Raw genomic sequence first — 16,548 nt, forward strand, 5'->3', positions numbered from 1 at the left:
ACCCATAACTGGCAAAGAGTCAGCGGGGATATTTTCCCCGACGGCCAGCGTGCCGATCGCCGATGTCAGTTCGAAACGTCGGGCGCCACAAACGCGATGGCCCGGATTCAATAGTCCCGGATGTCGTTGCCATCGATGACCCAGTTCACGGCATCGACATAGTCCGCTTCATCCTGCTCGAACTCTTCCAGCACGAAGTACGCGCTGCAATCGAAGCCGCCGCGCCGGTGGGATGACTTGAAATCGTAGTAGATACCGTTCTCGACCTTCGCCTCCGACTCCATGATGTCTGCGCCGATCAGGTTCGTGAAGTCGTGACCGCCCAGATAGTCCGGCTCGGTGCCGAAGAAGGATTTCAGGGGGGACGCGATCGCATCGTGAATTGGGCCGGGCGATGGCGACGTCGTCTCATATTGCGGGGCTGGATTCTTGACCGCAACACGGCCATCGGCCTGCCCGCTACGCATCGTCCCCGCGGACCTCGGGCCCCAGCGCGCACCTGTGCTCGGGACTGCCTTCTTTCCCGCCAGCATGGAGCCGTAGAACACGGCAACATCGACGGCATTACTGCCATTATCGACTTCCCACATCATCACGCTGAGCGTGAAGGGTTCCAGCCCGATCGCATTGAAAACGCGCAAACCCTGGCCGCGATGGACATGGCCGTTCCGGACACCTTTATAGGACGCCGAATTTTGCGGAAAATGCGTCGCCTTCGCGTAGGTCGCGTCGGCGGCCACAACATGGACGGCAATCTCGGCATCGGGGTTCAGAAAACTGTCTGCTCCAACCGCGCGGCAGGCAAACCCCGTATAATAGACATCGAACAGCCTTGCCGCGTCGAGGGCATAGTCGAGCACGACCGCGTCCTCGAGATAGGTCCGGTCACCCGAAGCCTGGTAGGCCGCGTCGAAATCGGCATAGGCCTCTTCCCATCTGCCCAGCTGTTCGTAGACATAGCCGCGGTTGCCATGGCCAAGGCCCGGCTCGCCTGCATCGATGGCATCGGAATAGACGCGTTCGGCATCCAGCCACCGCGCCTGCTCGAAATAGAGATTACCGGCTGAAACAAGGACAAAACCATAGTCCGGATGGCCGGGCGCCTCACGCTCGATCCATTTGATCGCCAGTTCGCAGTGCCGCAGTTTCCGGACGGCGTCGTTCTCATTGCCCTCGCACTCGTCGATCCACTGTTCGGCCTGTTCGGGCGTGGTATTGAGGTAGGCATATTCGCTCGGCAGAAGCCCGCCGCCTGCACAGCCCCCAAGCACCGTGATTGCGCCAGCGGCCAGCCATATCGTCCGCGCCGTCATCTGCATCCCCTTCACCTGATCGGGCGCAAGAATAACACAGCTTTCGCCTGTCGGGAGAAAAAGCCGCGCCGGGCTAAACCACCACCGGCTCCAGCGTCATGGCGTTCGTGCCCTATTCAATGGCGTGCAGCCTGTCCCAGAGATCGATGGGCGGGACATCCGTCATCATGCCGTCCACCATCTCGACGAAACCAGGATTGAAATAGCCTTGGCAGGCCTGCCAGAGCGCCCGGCCGCGTTCAGTGCCAAGCACGAAATAGATCACGCCGCGATAGGTCTCCCACGACTCCTTCGTGATGGCGCCATTCTGGTATTGCAGCCACTCATATTCGCGCGCCCGCATCTGGCCGATCATCCAGAAGAAGAGCTTGGTCTTCTCCTCGAAACTCGGCGTTTCCGATTGCGAGAAGATGCGCCCCAGTTCCGGGAAGTCGACGAATTTGTAGACGCCTGTCTGGTCATAGGTAAGCTGCGCCTGCCGGGCTTCGGACCGCATTTGCTGCGCGCCCTGATGCACCTGCAGGGCAAGATAGATCAGCGTCGCCGCGACAACCACGACGCCGACAATCTGCGCAATGAGAGCTGCCTGTTCGAGGGTCATGACGACATCTCCAGAAGCGGCGCCGTTGGTCCGGCCGCGATCAGCGCATCGACAAGCTCCCGGAAGGCCGGCGGGAAGTGGTGCTTCCGGGCCGCCCAGAAACCCTGATAATACTTCGAGGCGAGATGGTCGCGAAAATGGTTCTGGGTGTGGCGCCAGAAATCCTCCTCGAAGACTTTCTTCCCGGCCTGGTAGTGCAGGACCTGATAGCCCCGCGTGACCATGGTATAGAACACATTCAGCCGGGTCCTGTCCGCGGCCTCGAAGGCATCGGGAGCGGTCTCAAGCCCGCGCAGGAAGAGGTCGACCATGCCGGCCTCGCTGAGAATTTTCATATGGTCGCGGAAGATGTCGTAATAGCCGCTGGCCGTTTCGATTCTTTGCTGGTTGGCCGCATGGCGCAGCTGGAAGCCGACAAAGATCAGGGACGCAATGACGGCCACCGACGACACAATTCCAGCGATGAAGTAAAACTGCTCAAGCGTCATGGCTGTCCCCCCGGAACGGCCAGACTAACCAAAGAAATTCAGATGTGTACTGAAATCTTGAGGGGCTAAACCGCCTCCGGCTCCAGCGTTTCGTTGAACCGCACCGGCTTGCCGCCGCCCTTCTGGGTGATCTCGCCGTCGCGCATCACGAAGGCGCCGCGGATGATCGTCGCCACCGGCCAGCCCTGGGCTTCGAAGCCGGCATAGGGGGTCCAGCCGCACTTGGCCTTCGACCATTCTTCCGTGATCGTCTCTTTCCGCTTCAGGTCGACAATGGTGAAGTCCGCGTCATAGCCCTCGGCGATCCGCCCCTTGGTGGCGATGCCGAAGACGCGCTGCGGGCCTGCGCTCGTCAGCTCGACGAAGCGGCGCAGGCTCAGCTTGCCATTGTTCACATGGGTCAGCATCACCGGCACGAAGGTCTGCACGCCGGGCATGCCGGACGGCGAGGCCGGATAGGGCCGCTCCTTCTCTTCGCGGGTGTGCGGGGCGTGGTCGGTCGCGACGACATCCACAATCCCGGCATTGAGCGCGCGCCAGAGCGCATCCTGATGGCGCTGCTCGCGCACCGGCGGGTTCTGCTGAGCAAAGCCCTTGAGGCGGTCATAGCAGTCGGGCGCGGCCAGCGTCAGATGGTTCGGCAGCACCTCGACCGAGGCGACATCCTTGGCATCGCGCAACAGCTCCATCTCCTCGGCCGTCGAGATATGCAGCACGTGGATACGCTTGCCCGTCTTGCGGGCGAGGCGCAGGAGGCGGCGGGTCGAGCTGACGGCAGCCTCGACGTCGCGTACCTCGATATGGCTGTGCCAGTCGCCCTGGCGGGCAAGATGGCGGCGCTCTTCCAGGCGGTATTCGTCTTCGGAGTGGAAGGCCGCCCGGCGCTTGATCGCGCGCAGCACGGCTTCGACGCCTTCATCATCCTTGACTAGCAGGTCGCCCGTCGAGGCGCCCATGAACACCTTCACCCCGCAGCAGCCCTGCATCTGTTCCATCTCTGCCAGCAGGTGCGGGTTCTCATTCGTCGCGCCGGCATAGAAGGCATGGTCGACATCCATGCGGCCCTTCGCCCGGTTCAGCTTGTCGGTCAGCATCTCCGGCGTCGTGGTCGACGGGTTGGTGTTCGGCATCTCGAACACTGCCGTCACCCCGCCAAGCGCCGCCGAGCGCGCTTCGGTTTCGAGGTCGGCCTTGTGGGTAAGGCCCGGCTCACGGAAGTGGACCTGGCTGTCGATCACGCCCGGCAGGATGTGCAGGCCGGTCGCGTCATAGGTCTCGCCCGCCTGGCTTTCATCGAACTTGCCGATGGCGACGATCTTCTCGCCGCGCACCGCGACATCCACTTGGTCTTCCCCGCCCGGTGTCACCAGCGTGCCATTCTTCAGGATCAGGTCATAGGTCTGGCTCATGGCGCTTATATGCGCCCGGAGGGCTTCAATGTCATCCCGCCTAACAGCATTGCCTTGCCTGAGTCCTGATCCGGCCGCCAGCTGGTCGCTGACACAAGCGTGATCAATAACACCTGCTTGTGTAATGAGCGTGAGCGGCCGCGTGGCTAGATCCCTGAGGGCACAACCTGAAGGGACACCCAATGATCCGACTATCCGCACTCGCCGCCGCCGCACTCGGCCTGCCACAACTGGCCTCAGCGCAGGGCCTGTTCGATTTCGATGCCGCCGAATCCGGCTTCTATGCCGGCCTCTTCGCGGGCGGGGCGTTTCCAGGCGACGCCGACTTCAACGGGCAGCTGGCCTCTGCCGGCTCCGCCCCGATTCTCGGCGCCCGCAATGACTTCGCCTTCGAAGACACCGGCACCTACGGCGTTTTCGCCGGTTACCAGCTGCCCTTCCGGTACTGGACCTACTTCCATCCGCGCCTCGAGTTTGAAATCTCGGGGTTCGACAGCGACCTCGAGTCTGCGCGCGTGTTCGGGGCGCCGCAATCGGCCAGCGGCAGCCAGTCGGTTACCTTTTTCCTGATCAACACCTATTCCGACATTGTCTGGCGCGACGACCAGGCACTCGTGCCCTACCTCGGCGGCGGTATCGGCCTGGCCGAGGTCGATGTTTCCACCGGCACGGTGCCGGCGAGCGATCCTTCGAGCGCCTATCGCATCAATGACGAGGCCTCTGCCCTGGCCAGCACATTCGCGGGTGGCGTGAGCTATCGGTTCAACAGCCGCTTCGAGGTCTACACTGAAGCACGCTATTACACCGTCTACGATGTGGACCTCGACCAGACCTTCACGACCTCCGGTACGCCCGCCTTCAGCGGCCGTGTCACCGACGATCTCGACGGCAGCACGCTGACAGCCGGGCTGCGGGTCCGGTTCTGAGCCGCCCCTAGTTCACCAGCCGGTTGAACTTGCTGATCAGCTCGTCAATCTGCTGGCCGGTCTCCTCATAGCTGTAGAAGTAGCCATTATAGGTCGACGGTTCGGGCGGGTTGAGGCGATAGCCCTGCGCATAGGGCACGCAGGCATCGGGGCGCCAGAGATCGATGGCGCGGTTGAAGTCGGCGCGCCGGTAGATGTGCTCCTGGCGCAGCGCCTCCATCTCGGCGAGCCAGGCTTCGGCATGGCACTCACCGGTGATCCGGCCGCAATCGTCGAAGGCGAGGAAGCCCGCCTTCAGGCGCGGGCGAAGGTCTTCGAGATAGCCGCCGGTGTCCCGAATCGACTGTTTCAGGCGCTCGACATCGCTCTCGCAGGCTGCGCGCGACTTCTGCGTCGTGTTGCAGCCGGCGGGTACGAGCAGCAGCGCGATGGCTGCCAGACTTGCCAGATGTCTCAATTTTTTGCGTCTCCCGGCCCTCGAAGGTGCCGCGCGAATCAGCGCGCGGATCGAGGCGATTGTTCGGGGACGTCCGGCATTAGGCAAGGCCGACTGTCGGGCGCGATTTCGGTGTCAGACCCCGATCAGACTGTAAATGGACCGGAATCATACTGGAATTGTACGGAAATCGTACTGTCTTCGTACCCTCGGCTTTCGTGGAATTTTGCTGGAGATTCCGGGGAGCAATTCCTAAATCCCCTCCATGCAGACACGCCTCGTTCCCAACCGCTCCATCCTCGTCCTCGACGGGCCGGACACGATCGCCCTGCTCGAACGGCTGGTGACCAACAATACCGGCAACTGGCAGCCCGGCGAGGCCCGCTATGGCGCGCTGCTGACGCCGCAGGGCAAGGTGATCGCCGACTTCGTGGCCCATCGCATCGACACTGGCGCGCTGCTCGACGTTGCCACCAATGCCGTTGGCGATCTTTCCAAGCGGCTGAAAATGTTCCGCCTGCGCGCCAAGGTCGAGATCGATGTCGATGGCAAACTCGCCGCCGCCATTACAGATGACGGCGTGCCCGACCCGCGTTCTGCCGCCTTGCCCCAGCACCGTATCGTCGAGGCCGGCTCGGTGCCGGAGATGAGCCAGGCCGAATGGGATGCGATCCGCATTCCAGCGGGCGTCGCCGAATGGGGCTCGGACTTTGTCGGCGCCGAGGTGTTTCCATGGGAAATCAACATGGACAGGCAAGGCGGGGTCGATCTCAAGAAGGGCTGTTTTGTCGGCCAGGAAGTTGTCTCCCGCACCCATCGGCGCGGCAAGCTGCGCAAGCGGACGGTCGTGATCGAAGGCAAAAACCTGAAGTCAGGACAAGAGGTTACAGCAGGCGCCCCCGTCGGCGAGATCACCAGCGCAACAGACACGCACGCACTCGCGCGTCTGCGGACGGATCGTCTCGCCAAGGCGCTGCAGGCGGGGGAAACCCTGTCGGTTGATGGGCAGCCCGTCCAACACATCAAAACCGATTGGCTTGAAGAAGAATTGGCGGCATCCTTGGGTGATGGGACTGAATCTCTCGCCTGACGAAACGCTGCATTGCCGCTGGGCACCGGCCAACGACCCGCTCTACCGCGCCTATCATGACGAGGAATGGGGCGTGCCGGAATACGACCCCCGCGCGCTCTGGGAGAAGCTGCAGCTCGACGGCATGCAGGCCGGTCTGTCCTGGGTGACCATCCTCAGGAAGCGCGAAGCGATCCGGGAGGAGTTTGACGGGTTCGTGCCCGAGCGCGTTGCACGCTGGGACCAGGAACGCATCGAGAAAGCGCTGCAGAATCCGGGGATTATCCGCAGCCCCAAGAAGATCCAGGCGACGATTGGCAACGCGCAGGCCTATCTCGACATGATGGACGCCGGTGAGGATTTTTCCGACTGGCTATGGTCGTTCACGGGCGGCGCGCCGATCGTCAACCAGCTCGACGACGTCTCCAACGTCCCCGCCAAGACGCCGCTTTCCGAAGAGCTGTCGAAGGCGCTGAAGAAGAAGGGCTTCAAGTTCTGCGGCCCGGTTATCGTCTATGCGTTCATGCAGGCGGTCGGTATGGTCAACGATCATGAGACGCGCTGTCCGCGCCACAAGGAAGTACAGGAGTTCTACAAATGAAAACAATGACGTGCCTTGTGTTGGCCAGCGCCTTCCTCGCCGCAGGCTGCTCGACCATGGGCCGGCCCTATATCGGCGGCAATGACTGCGATGAAATCGTCGATGCACGTGCCCGCCTCGACTGCCTGGAACGGGCCGACCGGGCCGAATCCGAATGGCGCGAGGAGCTGCGCCGCGAGCAGGAAGAGAAAGAGAAGGAAAAGACCGACAAGGACTGACAAGGCGCAGTCCCCGGTCTCGACGCCGCAGTCGGCTTGTGTCTAATTGCGCGCCAAATCAGGTCACTGGCCACCCTAGAGGCCAGGCATCGGGAGGGCGTATAGTCAATGAAACCCGTTATTTCCGCGACCGGTCTTTGGACCCCGCCAGAATCTGTCACCAATGCTGAGCTGGTTGAAAGCTTCAATGCCTGGGCTGACCGGTGGAATGCCGAGCACGAAGCCGATATCGCTGCCGGCCTGGTCGAGGCCAAGACGCATTCGTCGGTCGAGTTCATCGAGAAGGCGTCAGGCATCAAGTCGCGCTATGTTGTCGACAAGTCCGGCGTCACCGATCCGGCCCTGATGCGGCCGGTCATCCCCGAGCGATCCAATGAGGAGATATCCATCCTCGCCGAGATCGCAGTGAAAGCCGCCCGCCAGGCGCTTGAGCGCGCAGGCCGAGACCCGAAAGACGTCGATGCCGTGATCTGCGCGGCCTCCAACATGCAGCGCGCCTATCCGGCGATGGCGATCGAGGTTCAGGAAGCGCTCGGCATCGAGGGCTTCTCCTTCGACATGAATGTCGCCTGCTCGTCGGCGACCTTCGGGATCCAGACAGCCGCTGATTTCGTGCGTGCGGGCCATGCAAAGTCCGTCCTCATGGTCAATCCGGAGATCACGTCCGGCCACCTCAACTGGACCGACCGCGACAGCCATTTCATCTTTGGTGATGTTGCCACAGCCGTGCTGGTGGAGGATGAATCGATTGCGCCCAAGGATCACTGGAAGATCCTCGGCACGCAGCTCAAGACCAAATTCTCCAATAATATCAGGAACAATTTCGGCTTCCTGAACCGCGCCGACCCTTCCGGCGAAGGGGCGCCGGACAAGCTGTTCGTGCAGGAAGGCCGCAAGGTCTTCAAGGAAGTCGTGCCGATGGTGTCGGAGATGATCATCACCGAACTCGACCGGCTTTCGCTGAAGCCCGAGCAGCTGCGCCGCCTCTGGCTGCACCAGGCCAATGCCAACATGAACCGGCTGATCTCGTCCAAGGTTCTCGGCCATGAGGCGAGCGACGACGAGAGCCCGACCGTGCTGGATGAGTACGCCAACACCTCGTCGGCCGGATCGATCATCGCCTTTCACAAGCATTCAGCCGACTTCAAGCCCGGCGAGAGGGGCCTGATCTGCTCGTTCGGTGCAGGTTATTCGGTCGGTGCCGTCTTCGTGGAAAAGGCCGGCTGAGCGACCTATCTGTCTTCCCATGACCGACAGAACCATCAAGGCGGTGCACGCCGCCTATCGCGACGATATTGCCGACCTCATCACGCGCCGCCCCGTGCCAGGGCCCGCTGTGGACCAGGTCGATCCGTTCCTGTTCCTCAACCATCATGGGCCGCAGACCTACAGGCCCGGCAATAGCGGCCTGCCCTTCGGCCCGCATCCGCACCGCGGCTTCGAGACGGTGACCTTCATCCTCGAAGGCAGTCTCGCGCATATGGATACGGGCGGGCATGAGAGCATCATCCATGCGGGCGGTGTCCAGTGGATGACCGCAGGCTCCGGCCTCATCCATGCCGAGCTGTCACCCCCCGAATTCAAACGTGATGGCGGCGACATGGAAATCCTTCAGCTGTGGGTAAACCTGCCCTCGACGCTGAAGATGACAACGCCTCGCTATACCGGCGTGCAGGCCGACGGCATCCCCTCAATTCCGGCGGGCGAGGGCGCGATCCTGCATCTCGTTTCCGGCGAATATGAAGGCAAGACCGGGCCGGTCGATTCCCTGACCGGGGTCTTCATGTCGATGGTCTCCCTGCCCGCTGGCGCCGACGCGACGCTGCCGGCCCCGAAGGATCGCAGCGTGTTCTTCTATGTCGTGCGCGGCCATGTCTCGATGGGCGAGGCGAGCGCGAAGTCCTTCGACCTGGTCGAGTTCGCGCATGATGGCGAGACCATCACCGTTTCCTCCAGCGACGGTGCCTTCCTGCTCTTTGGCCATGCCGACCCGATCGGCGAACCGGTCGTGGCGCACGGCCCGTTCGTGATGAATACCGAGCAGGAAATCCGGGACGCGATTGCCGACTATCAAGCCGGCAAGTTCAACCGCGCCCCGGAAAATGTCTGACCCGGCCTATCCGCCGAACTGCCAGCTGGCGGCGATCTTGTAGTTGCGGCCGGGCTGGTAGACGCCTTCGAAGACACGCTCGAAACGCTCATCGAAAACATTGTCGATACCGGCATCGATGCGCGCGCCATTGGCGAAACCCGGCGTCCAGCTCGCATAGACATCGGCGACCGTATAGGCATCACGCGTCTCCGCGACGGTGAAGCCGCCGGCGCCGTCGCTCTCGCGGCGCGTGAAGTCTGAGGCATGCTGGATGCGGAGTCCGAAAATCGCATCCCATTCATGGGCTTTCAGGCCAAGGTCGAGGGCAACCCGGTCTGGCGTCAGCGTACCAAGATCGGACCCGGTCACGAGGTCCGTGCCCTCAATCGAGGTGTAACTGGCGCGGACATAAGACCGGTCGCTGTCATAGCGCAGTTCCCCCTCGACGCCCTCCAGCTCGGCGCTGGCGACATTGGCCGACCGGGTCGTGCCCGCCGTGCAGGGAAAGAAAGGCGGCGCAAAGCAGGTCCCGTCATAGGCAAAGTCGACAGACAGGTTGATCAGGTCCTCAACATCGCTCTGATACCAGGACAGCTTGGCCTGCAGGCGGTCACCGGAGGCGACCAGATCCTGGAAATCGAGGCCCGCGCCAAATTCGACCGTCTCTGTTTTCTCGGGCTTCACGCCGGCATTCGGAATGAATTCATTGGTGACGAAGACGAAGGAGCCCATTCCTGGATTGAAAAGCACCGGGTGCGGCACCTCGAAATGGGTGCCGTCCAGGTAAAGCTCGTTGACAGACTGCGCGCGGAAACCTTCGGCATAGCTGCCGAATATGCGGAACCAGCCCACCGGACCATAGCTCGCCGCGATGCGCGGTGAGAACGCATCATCTTCATTCTTCCCGGTGACACTGCTGGATTCGGAGCTGAATTCATCATGGCGCAGGCCGGGAATGACGATCAGTTCGCCGGGCAGTCCGAGCGGGTGCTCCGTCACCAGTTCCAGCTGCGCGAAGAGACCCATGAATTCCGATTCCGCATCCGGCACACCGCCGCGCACACCGTCAGCAGCCGCGCTGTCAAAGCCGGACTGTTCATCGCGATACCAGTCGGCGCCGATCGTGATTGTCGTCTGCACTGGGCCGAGATCGAAGCGCGAGGCATTGCGCGCGCTGAGACCGGTCGTCTCGATCTCGCGGGAAATGGATCGCGGGACCGTCGCGTCGAACTCCTCGACTTCGGTAATGGTCTGATAGGCCGTGAGGTGGGCATCGATCATGTCGCTCACAGGATTGAACCCGGCGCCGAGACGGTAGGTGTCCGTCGTGATGTCCTTGTCGACATTCCGGTCGAGCACCGAGTCGCCCGTCCCGAGCGTGCCCTGGCCATTGTTCGGCTCGAACGCGGAATTGTCGAAACGCTGCCAGGACGCCTCCAGCGACAACGCGTCTGTAACATCGTACCGCCCCTTGATCAGGCCGGTCATGATCTCGTCGTCCGACGGCAGGGTGGAGCCGTCGCCGAGCTTGATATCGCCGGACTGGCGCAGGCCAATCGAAGCGAGGCCGTCAAATGCGCCTGTATTGGTGTAGGCCGTGAAACTGGTCAGCGTTTCCTCGTTCACCGACTGGTAGCCTGCCCGGAGCCGCGCGCCCCAACTTTCTCCATCGCGCAGCAGGTCTTCGGCGTCGGCACTTTCCAAGGCCAGCACGCCGCCGACCGCGCCCGAACCGTAAAGTGCCGAGGCCGGTCCGCGCACAACTTCCACCGAGCCCAGCAGGGCCGGGTCGACAAAAAAGCGGCCATCATGCGCAGACGTGAAGGACTGGCGCGCCCCATCGAGCAGGATCAGGACGTTCTGGCCGCTAAAGCCGCGCAGGCTCGGCACCTCGCCCGTTCGCCTCGGACCGCCGGAGAATGCCAAACCCGGAACATCCCGCAGCAGGTCCGACACGGTCGACGGCGCCCGAAGCTCAATGTCGTCGTTTGTGATGACACTGACCTGGCCCGGATACTCGAAGGCCGGAAGCGGGTTTGACGTGCCATAAACCGTGACGATCTCCTGGCGTTGCTCAGCTTCGAAGGCCTCACCGGCCGGATCGCCAGCCTGCGCGGAGGCGACACCCGACAGGGCCATCGCGCCGGCCGACGCGGCTGCCAAGCATATCCCGCGCGATCGCCCTGCCCACCCGGTGCGCTGTTCAGCGTCGCTAGCCTCCTGTTCGCCATCAGCCGCGCGCCCCTCACATTTCATCATTCGCTCATTCCTTCCATAACTATTGAGAATTATTCGCATTCTCATGACATGGTGGATTTTATATTGCAAATGATTCTTAGTTTCATTATCAATCAGGGCTTATTTGAAGCCTGAAAATCGAGGAACCCGCATGCCCGAAATCACCCGTTCTGCAGCCGCCATTACACTTCTCGGCGTCCTCTCCATGACCGCCATGGCACAGTCGCCCAACCCGGATGCCACTTTTGAGCAGGACCGCGAGGCGATCCTCGCCATGGCCGGCGACTACAAGGTGACGTTTGACTTTCGTGAGACGGTTCCGCTGACAGAGGGCTACACGCTGAAAGACCCGAAGCTGTCAGGCGGCTATGAAATCGTCCGCGTCATCGAAGATCTTGGCGACTTCATCAGCCTGCAGCACATCCTCGTCGTCGGCGAGGAAGGCGAGGAATTCCCGATCAAGCACTGGCGCCAGGACTGGACCTATGAGCCTGCCGAGGTGCTGAGCTTTGTCGGCGGCAATGCGTGGGAGATGCGCCCTGTCAGTGAAGCTGATGCCGATGGAGCCTGGGCGCAGGAGGTCTATCAGGTCGACGATTCCCCGCGCTATGGCGCCGTGGGTGACTGGACGCATGATAACCACGTTTCGCAGTGGACGCCGCCCGCCGAATGGCGCCCGCTGCCGCGCCGTGACATGACCACCCGTGACGACTATGACGCCGTCCTTGCCGTCAACCGTCACACCATTACGCCGGATGGCTGGGTGCATGAGCAGACCAATTCAAAGCTGGTGCTCGACGAGGATCCGAATGTCCTGGTACGCGAAATCGGCGTGAACACCTACATCAAGGACAACGCCTTCCCGGTCGAGGTCGGCGACGCTTACTGGGCAGCCACGCAGGATTACTGGGCGGGCGTCCGCGAGGATTGGGAGGCGCTTGAGGCGGCCGGCGCGCCCTTCGGCCTGACCATGCAGGGTGAACCGGAAGCGCTTTATCAGCCGCTGCTCGCGCTCGCCGGAGAGGTCGAGGACGGCGCCAAGACAGTCGAGGACGCGATTGCCGAAGCGGGCAATGTCATCGCTGAATACACCACGACGGATATCGGCACGCTTGAAGAACGCGTCGATCGCACGTCCGAAAAGCAGGACCGGGCCTATTAGGCCCCGTTGCAATCGCAGTCTTTGAGCAAGCTTGGCGCCAGTCGCGCGAGGCCTAGTCCTCGAACTCGTCCTCGCCAATGTCCCCCCAGAGGACCTTGCGGCTGGAACGGGCGGCCTCGATTACAACGATCAGGGCCGCCCCAGCCAGTACCCACCATGCCGTTGCAGGATTGGCTGCAACGTCCATCACCATTTCCACCATCGTCTTTACGCCTCGGGCTTGTTGTTCGTCCGTTGATCCGGTTATCGCTGTCACGTCTTAACGGGAGCTGAGCAAACCCCATGCCGAGCAGTCGGAATGGTAAGCGAAATGCGGGCTTTTCTTTACCCGGCTTGCCAATGGATTAAAGAGGGCGCCATGAGTACGCGCCCCAAACCCGTCCCGCGAAATGCCCCCGCACGCGTCTGGCAGCGCATGCTGTCGGGCCGGCGCCTCGACCTGCTTGATCCGTCGCCGGTCGACGTGGAGGTCGACGATATCGCCCATGGTCTGGCGCGTGTTGCGCGCTGGAATGGGCAGACGATTGGTGACCACGCCTTCTCGGTGGCCCAGCACAGTGTCATTGTCGAACAGGTCTGTGCCCGGCTCGAGCCTGGCCTGCGCCCCTCCGAACGCCTGATGGCACTGCATCATGATGCGGCCGAATATGTCATCGGCGACATGATCTCTCCCTTCAAGGCAGTGCTTGGCGATGGCTACAAGGAAATCGAGAACCGGCTGTCCGAGGCGATCCATATCCGCTTCGGCCTGCCCGCGCGCCTGCCCGCCAGCCTGAAGCGGCTGATCAAGCGGGCTGACAACATCTGTGCCTGGTATGAAGCGACGCAGCTCGCCGGATTCGGCACGACCGAGGCTGACCGCTTCTTCGGCTCACCGCCGCGTACGATCCAACTCGACCTGAAGCCCGAAGCGCCCAACACGGCCCAGGCCAGTTTCACCGCCCGCCACGAGGCCCTGCTGAAAGAGATGGAGGCCCGCCGGTGACAACTGCGCTGATCATTGGCCTGTCGGTCGTGATTGTTGCTGCAGACGGCGAGACGCCATGCGTTCTCGTCACGCGCCGCGACGGCGGGCTGGCTGGCCTGCCCTTCGGTACGTTCGATCCCGCGCGCCATCGCACCTTCGAACTGGCGCTGCGCGGCTGGGTACGTGAGCAGACCGGCTTCGATCTCGGTTATGTCGAACAGCTCTACACCTTTGGTGATCGGGACCGTGAAACACCGGAAGCAACCCTGGCTGATGCGCCGGCGAATGCGCGCGTCGTTTCAGTCGGCTATCTCGGTCTGACACCGGACCCGACCAAGCCGCCAGAGGCCCTCGATGCGCGCTGGCGCGGCTGGTACAGCCTCTTCCCGTGGGAGGATCACCGCAATGGCCGTCCGGCTATCATCGATGAGGTCATTGCCCCGCGCCTGTCGACCTGGGCGGCGGGCAATGAGCCGCGCCAGCTGCGCGCCAATCTCGCCTTCGGTCTCGACGGGCAGGACTGGATCGATGACCGAGTGCTGGAACGCTATGAACTGCTGTATGAGGCTGGGCTCGTCACGGAATGCGCGCGCGATGCGGGCCTGCCGCTGCCGGATGTGAAGCTCGGCGAGCCAATGGCGTCCGACCACCGGCGCATCCTCGCAACGGCCATGGGCCGCCTGCGCGGCAAGATCCGCTACCGCCCCGTGATCTTTGAGCTGATGCCGGAGCGTTTCACCCTCTCGGCGCTGCAGATGACCTGCGAGGGCATACTCGGACTGAAACTGCACAAGCAGAATTTCCGCCGGGCGCTTGACCGGACGGACCTCGTCGAAGGCACCGGCGAGATGATGGACCGCACTGGCGGTCGGCCGGCCGAACTTTACCGCTTCCGGCGCGAGAAGCTGCGCCGCAGCGCGGCCCTCGGCATCACGACACCGGCCATCCGGCGCGACAGCTAGCGCAGCCGATCAGCCACAGCTGGATTGAAGATACGAAGCAGGATCGGGAACAGGATAAACCCGCCCGCCAGGCCGCCAAGGTGCGCGGCCCAGGCGATGCCTATCCCGAAGATCGAGCCGATGACGGCTGTCCCTGCAAAAGCGATCACAAGGTTGATGATCAGCCAAGGAATGGAGATCCTCACCGCCTGCCTGAACCCACCCATCAGCCAGCCAACCGCCGGCAGGAAGCCTGACAGGCCCGAAGACGCGCCGATCATCATTTGCGATTGGCCGCTGGAGACGGCCCAGACCGTTTCCGCGAGCGCGCCAGCAATCGAAGCGCCGACAAAGAAGATGAGGAAGCCGGCAGCCCCCTTGGTGCCTCGCCCGAACGCCATGGCAATCGGGGGGCCGAAGGCGATCATGGCCGTCATGTTCATTGCCAGGTGAAAGAAATTACCGTGCAGCAGGACGTGGAGGATGTATGGCGCCAGCGGCCCGAACGGCCGGGGCAGACCGTCATATTGCGGCCCGGCGACCACGGCACCCGCCCTCAGCATCCAGTCTTCCAGATAGGGCTGCGCCATGAACAGGACGGTGCTGGTCCCGATGATCACGGCGCTGAGAATCAGCACCACGGCCGGGAAGCGATTGAATATTGGTTCGCGCGGACGAAGGTCCTCAGAAGGGTCGTATCGGTACACCCGGGAGATATGGGGCCACCGGGCCTGCATTAAAGCCTGTGCCTGATGCGCCATCCCCCGACGTCACGAATTGATTTCGCCGCCCGCGCCGACATTCTCGGCGTATGAGCAAATATCGTGACATCACTTTCGACAGTCTCCGCCCGCCCGCGCCCTGGATGGACGAGACACATTCCATCTGGCGCAACTCCGTCCGCGCGTTCGTGGACAAGGAACTGGTCCCCCATATCGAGGAGTGGGAGGCCGCAGGCGAAATCCCGCGCGATGTCTATCCCAAGGCGGCCGAGGCCGGCCTCATCGGCATGGGCTATCCTGAGAAGTATGGCGGTGCCGGCACAGACTTCGACCGCTTCCACGGCACCGTCACGTCAGAGGAACTGGCGCGCATGGGCGCTGGCGGCGTGTCCTCGGCGCTGATGATCCACGGCATCGGCCTGCCGCCCGTCATGGCGCTCGGCACGGAGGAGATGAAGCAGGAGATCGCGCCGCAGGTCCTCTCCGGCAAGAAGCAGATCAGCCTCGGCATTACCGAACCGGGCGGCGGGTCCGACGTCGCACAGCTCAAGACGAATGCGAAACGTTCGGGCAATGGCTGGGTGGTGAACGGCTCGAAGACCTACATCACCGGCGGCTGCACCTCGAAGTGGCTGACGACAGCTGTGCGCACGGGTGGGCCAGGCATGGGCGGAATCTCGCTGATGCTGATCGACCTGGAAGCCGAAGGCGTCTCGCGCACATCCCTGCCCAAGATGGGCTGGTGGGCCTCCGACACCGCAACCATCCACTTTGACGACGTCTTCGTGCCCCCGGAAAACCTGATCGGCGAAGTCGACAGGGGCTTCTATGGCATCATGGCCAATTTCAATGGCGAACGCCTCGGCATGGCGGCGCAAGCCACGGCCTGTGCCCGCGTCTGCATCGAGGAGGCTGCGGCTTGGGCGCAGCAGCGCGAGACGTTCGGCAAACGCCTCGCCGACCACCAGGTCATCCGTCACAAGATATCCAGCATGTGCCAGCGCGTTTGGGCATCCACCGCGATGCTCGACCAGCTGACCTGGCGCGTCCAGAATGGCGAACAGCCCGTGGCAGAGCTCGCCATGCTGAAGGTGCAGGCCACAGAGACGATGGAGTACTGCGCGCGAGAAGCCATGCAGATCCTTGGCGGTGCCGGTTTTATCCGTGGCCACCGGGTCGAGCGCATCTACCGCGAGGTCCGGGTCATGGCGATTGGCGGCGGCTCGGAAGAAATCATGCGGGACCTGACAGCCAGGCAGCTGGGGCTTTAACGCCCTTGAATTCAGGTGCGGCGCCGACCACTACACGGCCTTCCCTTCCGCAAAAGAATAAGGCGGGGGCCCCCAGCAACAAGGGCTCCCCGCC

Annotated in this window: 18 protein-coding genes; 10 read left to right on the top strand and 8 right to left on the bottom strand. The window is 62.7% G+C overall.

Going from position 1 to position 16,548, the window contains the following annotated elements; all coding sequences use genetic code 11:
* Positions 1-107: 107 nt before the first annotated feature.
* The 4 genes from D1223_RS16955 to D1223_RS16970 all read right to left on the bottom strand — a co-directional run bounded on the left by D1223_RS16955 (position 108) and on the right by D1223_RS16970 (position 3,811).
* Positions 108-1,319: a tetratricopeptide repeat protein gene (locus D1223_RS16955; protein WP_119377536.1), complete on the bottom strand. Its 1,212-nt coding sequence runs from the start codon at positions 1,317-1,319 to the stop codon at positions 108-110.
* A 106-nt stretch (positions 1,320-1,425) separates the two neighbouring features.
* The gene (locus D1223_RS16960) at positions 1,426-1,914 is read right to left on the bottom strand and encodes a hypothetical protein (RefSeq protein WP_119377537.1); all 489 of its coding nucleotides are present in this window, start codon (positions 1,912-1,914) and stop codon (positions 1,426-1,428) included.
* Entirely contained in the window at positions 1,911-2,402 is a 492-nt protein-coding gene (locus D1223_RS16965) for a hypothetical protein (protein WP_119377538.1), read from the bottom strand. The genes D1223_RS16960 and D1223_RS16965 overlap by 4 nt, the downstream gene beginning before the upstream one ends.
* 65 nt (positions 2,403-2,467) lie before the next feature.
* Positions 2,468-3,811, bottom strand: coding sequence for a dihydroorotase (locus D1223_RS16970; RefSeq protein WP_119377539.1), 1,344 nt, complete (start codon positions 3,809-3,811; stop codon positions 2,468-2,470).
* Positions 3,812-3,993: 182 nt separating this feature from the next.
* On the opposite strand from D1223_RS16970, the gene D1223_RS16975 reads away from it, so the two are divergent.
* On the top strand, positions 3,994-4,737 hold the full coding sequence (locus D1223_RS16975) for an outer membrane protein (RefSeq protein WP_119377540.1): 744 nt from the start codon (positions 3,994-3,996) through the stop codon (positions 4,735-4,737).
* 7 nt (positions 4,738-4,744) lie between these two features.
* On the opposite strand, the gene D1223_RS16980 is transcribed toward D1223_RS16975, so the two are convergent.
* On the bottom strand, positions 4,745-5,194 hold the full coding sequence (locus tag D1223_RS16980) for a hypothetical protein (protein WP_119377541.1): 450 nt from the start codon (positions 5,192-5,194) through the stop codon (positions 4,745-4,747).
* 244 nt (positions 5,195-5,438) lie between these two features.
* On the opposite strand from D1223_RS16980, the gene ygfZ reads away from it, so the two are divergent.
* The 5 genes from ygfZ (at position 5,439) to D1223_RS17005 (ending at position 9,171) form a co-directional block, all read left to right on the top strand.
* Positions 5,439-6,263 (top strand): CAF17-like 4Fe-4S cluster assembly/insertion protein YgfZ, encoded by an 825-nt coding sequence (ygfZ, locus tag D1223_RS16985; protein ID WP_119377542.1) that lies wholly within the window; start codon positions 5,439-5,441, stop codon positions 6,261-6,263.
* Positions 6,241-6,843 (top strand): DNA-3-methyladenine glycosylase I, encoded by a 603-nt coding sequence (locus D1223_RS16990; RefSeq protein WP_119377543.1) that lies wholly within the window; start codon positions 6,241-6,243, stop codon positions 6,841-6,843. The genes ygfZ and D1223_RS16990 overlap by 23 nt, the downstream gene beginning before the upstream one ends.
* Positions 6,840-7,061 carry a hypothetical protein gene (locus D1223_RS16995; RefSeq protein ID WP_119377544.1) on the top strand — a complete coding sequence of 74 codons (222 nt, stop codon included), beginning with the start codon at positions 6,840-6,842 and terminating at the stop codon, positions 7,059-7,061. The genes D1223_RS16990 and D1223_RS16995 overlap by 4 nt, the downstream gene beginning before the upstream one ends.
* A 108-nt stretch (positions 7,062-7,169) precedes the next feature.
* Positions 7,170-8,288: a beta-ketoacyl-ACP synthase III gene (locus D1223_RS17000; protein ID WP_119377545.1), complete on the top strand. Its 1,119-nt coding sequence runs from the start codon at positions 7,170-7,172 to the stop codon at positions 8,286-8,288.
* 19 nt (positions 8,289-8,307) lie between these two features.
* Complete coding sequence (locus D1223_RS17005) at positions 8,308-9,171, top strand: pirin family protein (RefSeq protein WP_119377546.1); 864 nt, start codon at positions 8,308-8,310, stop codon at positions 9,169-9,171.
* A gap of 6 nt (positions 9,172-9,177) precedes the next feature.
* Here the strand turns inward: D1223_RS17005 and D1223_RS17010 are convergent, their stop codons facing one another.
* Positions 9,178-11,412 (bottom strand): TonB-dependent receptor domain-containing protein, encoded by a 2,235-nt coding sequence (locus tag D1223_RS17010; RefSeq protein ID WP_233353218.1) that lies wholly within the window; start codon positions 11,410-11,412, stop codon positions 9,178-9,180.
* Positions 11,413-11,542: 130 nt separating this feature from the next.
* Here D1223_RS17010 and D1223_RS17015 point away from each other — a divergent pair, with 130 nt between their 5' ends.
* Positions 11,543-12,553: a DUF6607 family protein gene (locus tag D1223_RS17015; RefSeq protein ID WP_119377547.1), complete on the top strand. Its 1,011-nt coding sequence runs from the start codon at positions 11,543-11,545 to the stop codon at positions 12,551-12,553.
* 52 nt (positions 12,554-12,605) lie between these two features.
* Here the strand turns inward: D1223_RS17015 and D1223_RS19185 are convergent, their stop codons facing one another.
* Positions 12,606-12,740, bottom strand: a complete 135-nt coding sequence (locus D1223_RS19185) for a hypothetical protein (RefSeq protein ID WP_267896325.1) — start codon at positions 12,738-12,740, stop codon at positions 12,606-12,608.
* Between the two features lie 171 nt (positions 12,741-12,911).
* Here D1223_RS19185 and D1223_RS17020 point away from each other — a divergent pair, with 171 nt between their 5' ends.
* Both D1223_RS17020 and D1223_RS17025 read left to right on the top strand, forming a co-directional pair.
* On the top strand, positions 12,912-13,538 hold the full coding sequence (locus tag D1223_RS17020) for an HD family hydrolase (RefSeq protein WP_233353219.1): 627 nt from the start codon (positions 12,912-12,914) through the stop codon (positions 13,536-13,538).
* Positions 13,535-14,482 (top strand): NUDIX hydrolase, encoded by a 948-nt coding sequence (locus D1223_RS17025; protein WP_119377549.1) that lies wholly within the window; start codon positions 13,535-13,537, stop codon positions 14,480-14,482. Before D1223_RS17020 ends, D1223_RS17025 begins: the two co-directional genes overlap by 4 nt.
* Here the strand turns inward: D1223_RS17025 and D1223_RS17030 are convergent.
* Positions 14,479-15,198, bottom strand: a complete 720-nt coding sequence (locus tag D1223_RS17030; RefSeq protein WP_158588523.1) for a rhomboid family intramembrane serine protease — start codon at positions 15,196-15,198, stop codon at positions 14,479-14,481. The two genes, D1223_RS17025 and D1223_RS17030, sit on opposite strands and share 4 nt — an antisense overlap.
* 74 nt (positions 15,199-15,272) lie before the next feature.
* On the opposite strand from D1223_RS17030, the gene D1223_RS17035 reads away from it, so the two are divergent.
* Positions 15,273-16,454, top strand: coding sequence for an acyl-CoA dehydrogenase family protein (locus D1223_RS17035; RefSeq protein WP_119377551.1), 1,182 nt, complete (start codon positions 15,273-15,275; stop codon positions 16,452-16,454).
* The last annotated feature ends 94 nt before the right edge of the window (positions 16,455-16,548 follow it).

This window comes from Henriciella mobilis (assembly GCF_003576285.1).
GTDB classification, from domain to species: Bacteria; Pseudomonadota; Alphaproteobacteria; order Caulobacterales; family Hyphomonadaceae; genus Henriciella; species Henriciella mobilis.

Bases quoted from the DNA above. Each gene is read 5' to 3' on its own strand.
- D1223_RS17030 (WP_158588523.1), bottom strand. From the start codon at position 15,198: ATGCAGGCCCGGTGGCCCCATATCTCCCGGGTGTACCGATACGACCCT.
- ygfZ (WP_119377542.1), top strand. From the start codon at position 5,439: ATGCAGACACGCCTCGTTCCCAACCGCTCCATCCTCGTCCTCGACGGG.
- D1223_RS16955 (WP_119377536.1), bottom strand. From the start codon at position 1,319: ATGCAGATGACGGCGCGGACGATATGGCTGGCCGCTGGCGCAATCACG.
- D1223_RS16975 (WP_119377540.1), top strand. From the start codon at position 3,994: ATGATCCGACTATCCGCACTCGCCGCCGCCGCACTCGGCCTGCCACAA.
- D1223_RS16995 (WP_119377544.1), top strand. From the start codon at position 6,840: ATGAAAACAATGACGTGCCTTGTGTTGGCCAGCGCCTTCCTCGCCGCA.
- D1223_RS16970 (WP_119377539.1), bottom strand. From the start codon at position 3,811: ATGAGCCAGACCTATGACCTGATCCTGAAGAATGGCACGCTGGTGACA.
- D1223_RS16990 (WP_119377543.1), top strand. From the start codon at position 6,241: ATGGGACTGAATCTCTCGCCTGACGAAACGCTGCATTGCCGCTGGGCA.
- D1223_RS17020 (WP_233353219.1), top strand. From the start codon at position 12,912: ATGAGTACGCGCCCCAAACCCGTCCCGCGAAATGCCCCCGCACGCGTC.
- D1223_RS17015 (WP_119377547.1), top strand. From the start codon at position 11,543: ATGCCCGAAATCACCCGTTCTGCAGCCGCCATTACACTTCTCGGCGTC.
- D1223_RS17010 (WP_233353218.1), bottom strand. From the start codon at position 11,412: ATGATGAAATGTGAGGGGCGCGCGGCTGATGGCGAACAGGAGGCTAGC.
- D1223_RS17035 (WP_119377551.1), top strand. From the start codon at position 15,273: ATGAGCAAATATCGTGACATCACTTTCGACAGTCTCCGCCCGCCCGCG.
- D1223_RS19185 (WP_267896325.1), bottom strand. From the start codon at position 12,740: ATGGACGTTGCAGCCAATCCTGCAACGGCATGGTGGGTACTGGCTGGG.
- D1223_RS17005 (WP_119377546.1), top strand. From the start codon at position 8,308: ATGACCGACAGAACCATCAAGGCGGTGCACGCCGCCTATCGCGACGAT.
- D1223_RS17000 (WP_119377545.1), top strand. From the start codon at position 7,170: ATGAAACCCGTTATTTCCGCGACCGGTCTTTGGACCCCGCCAGAATCT.
- D1223_RS16960 (WP_119377537.1), bottom strand. From the start codon at position 1,914: ATGACCCTCGAACAGGCAGCTCTCATTGCGCAGATTGTCGGCGTCGTG.
- D1223_RS16965 (WP_119377538.1), bottom strand. From the start codon at position 2,402: ATGACGCTTGAGCAGTTTTACTTCATCGCTGGAATTGTGTCGTCGGTG.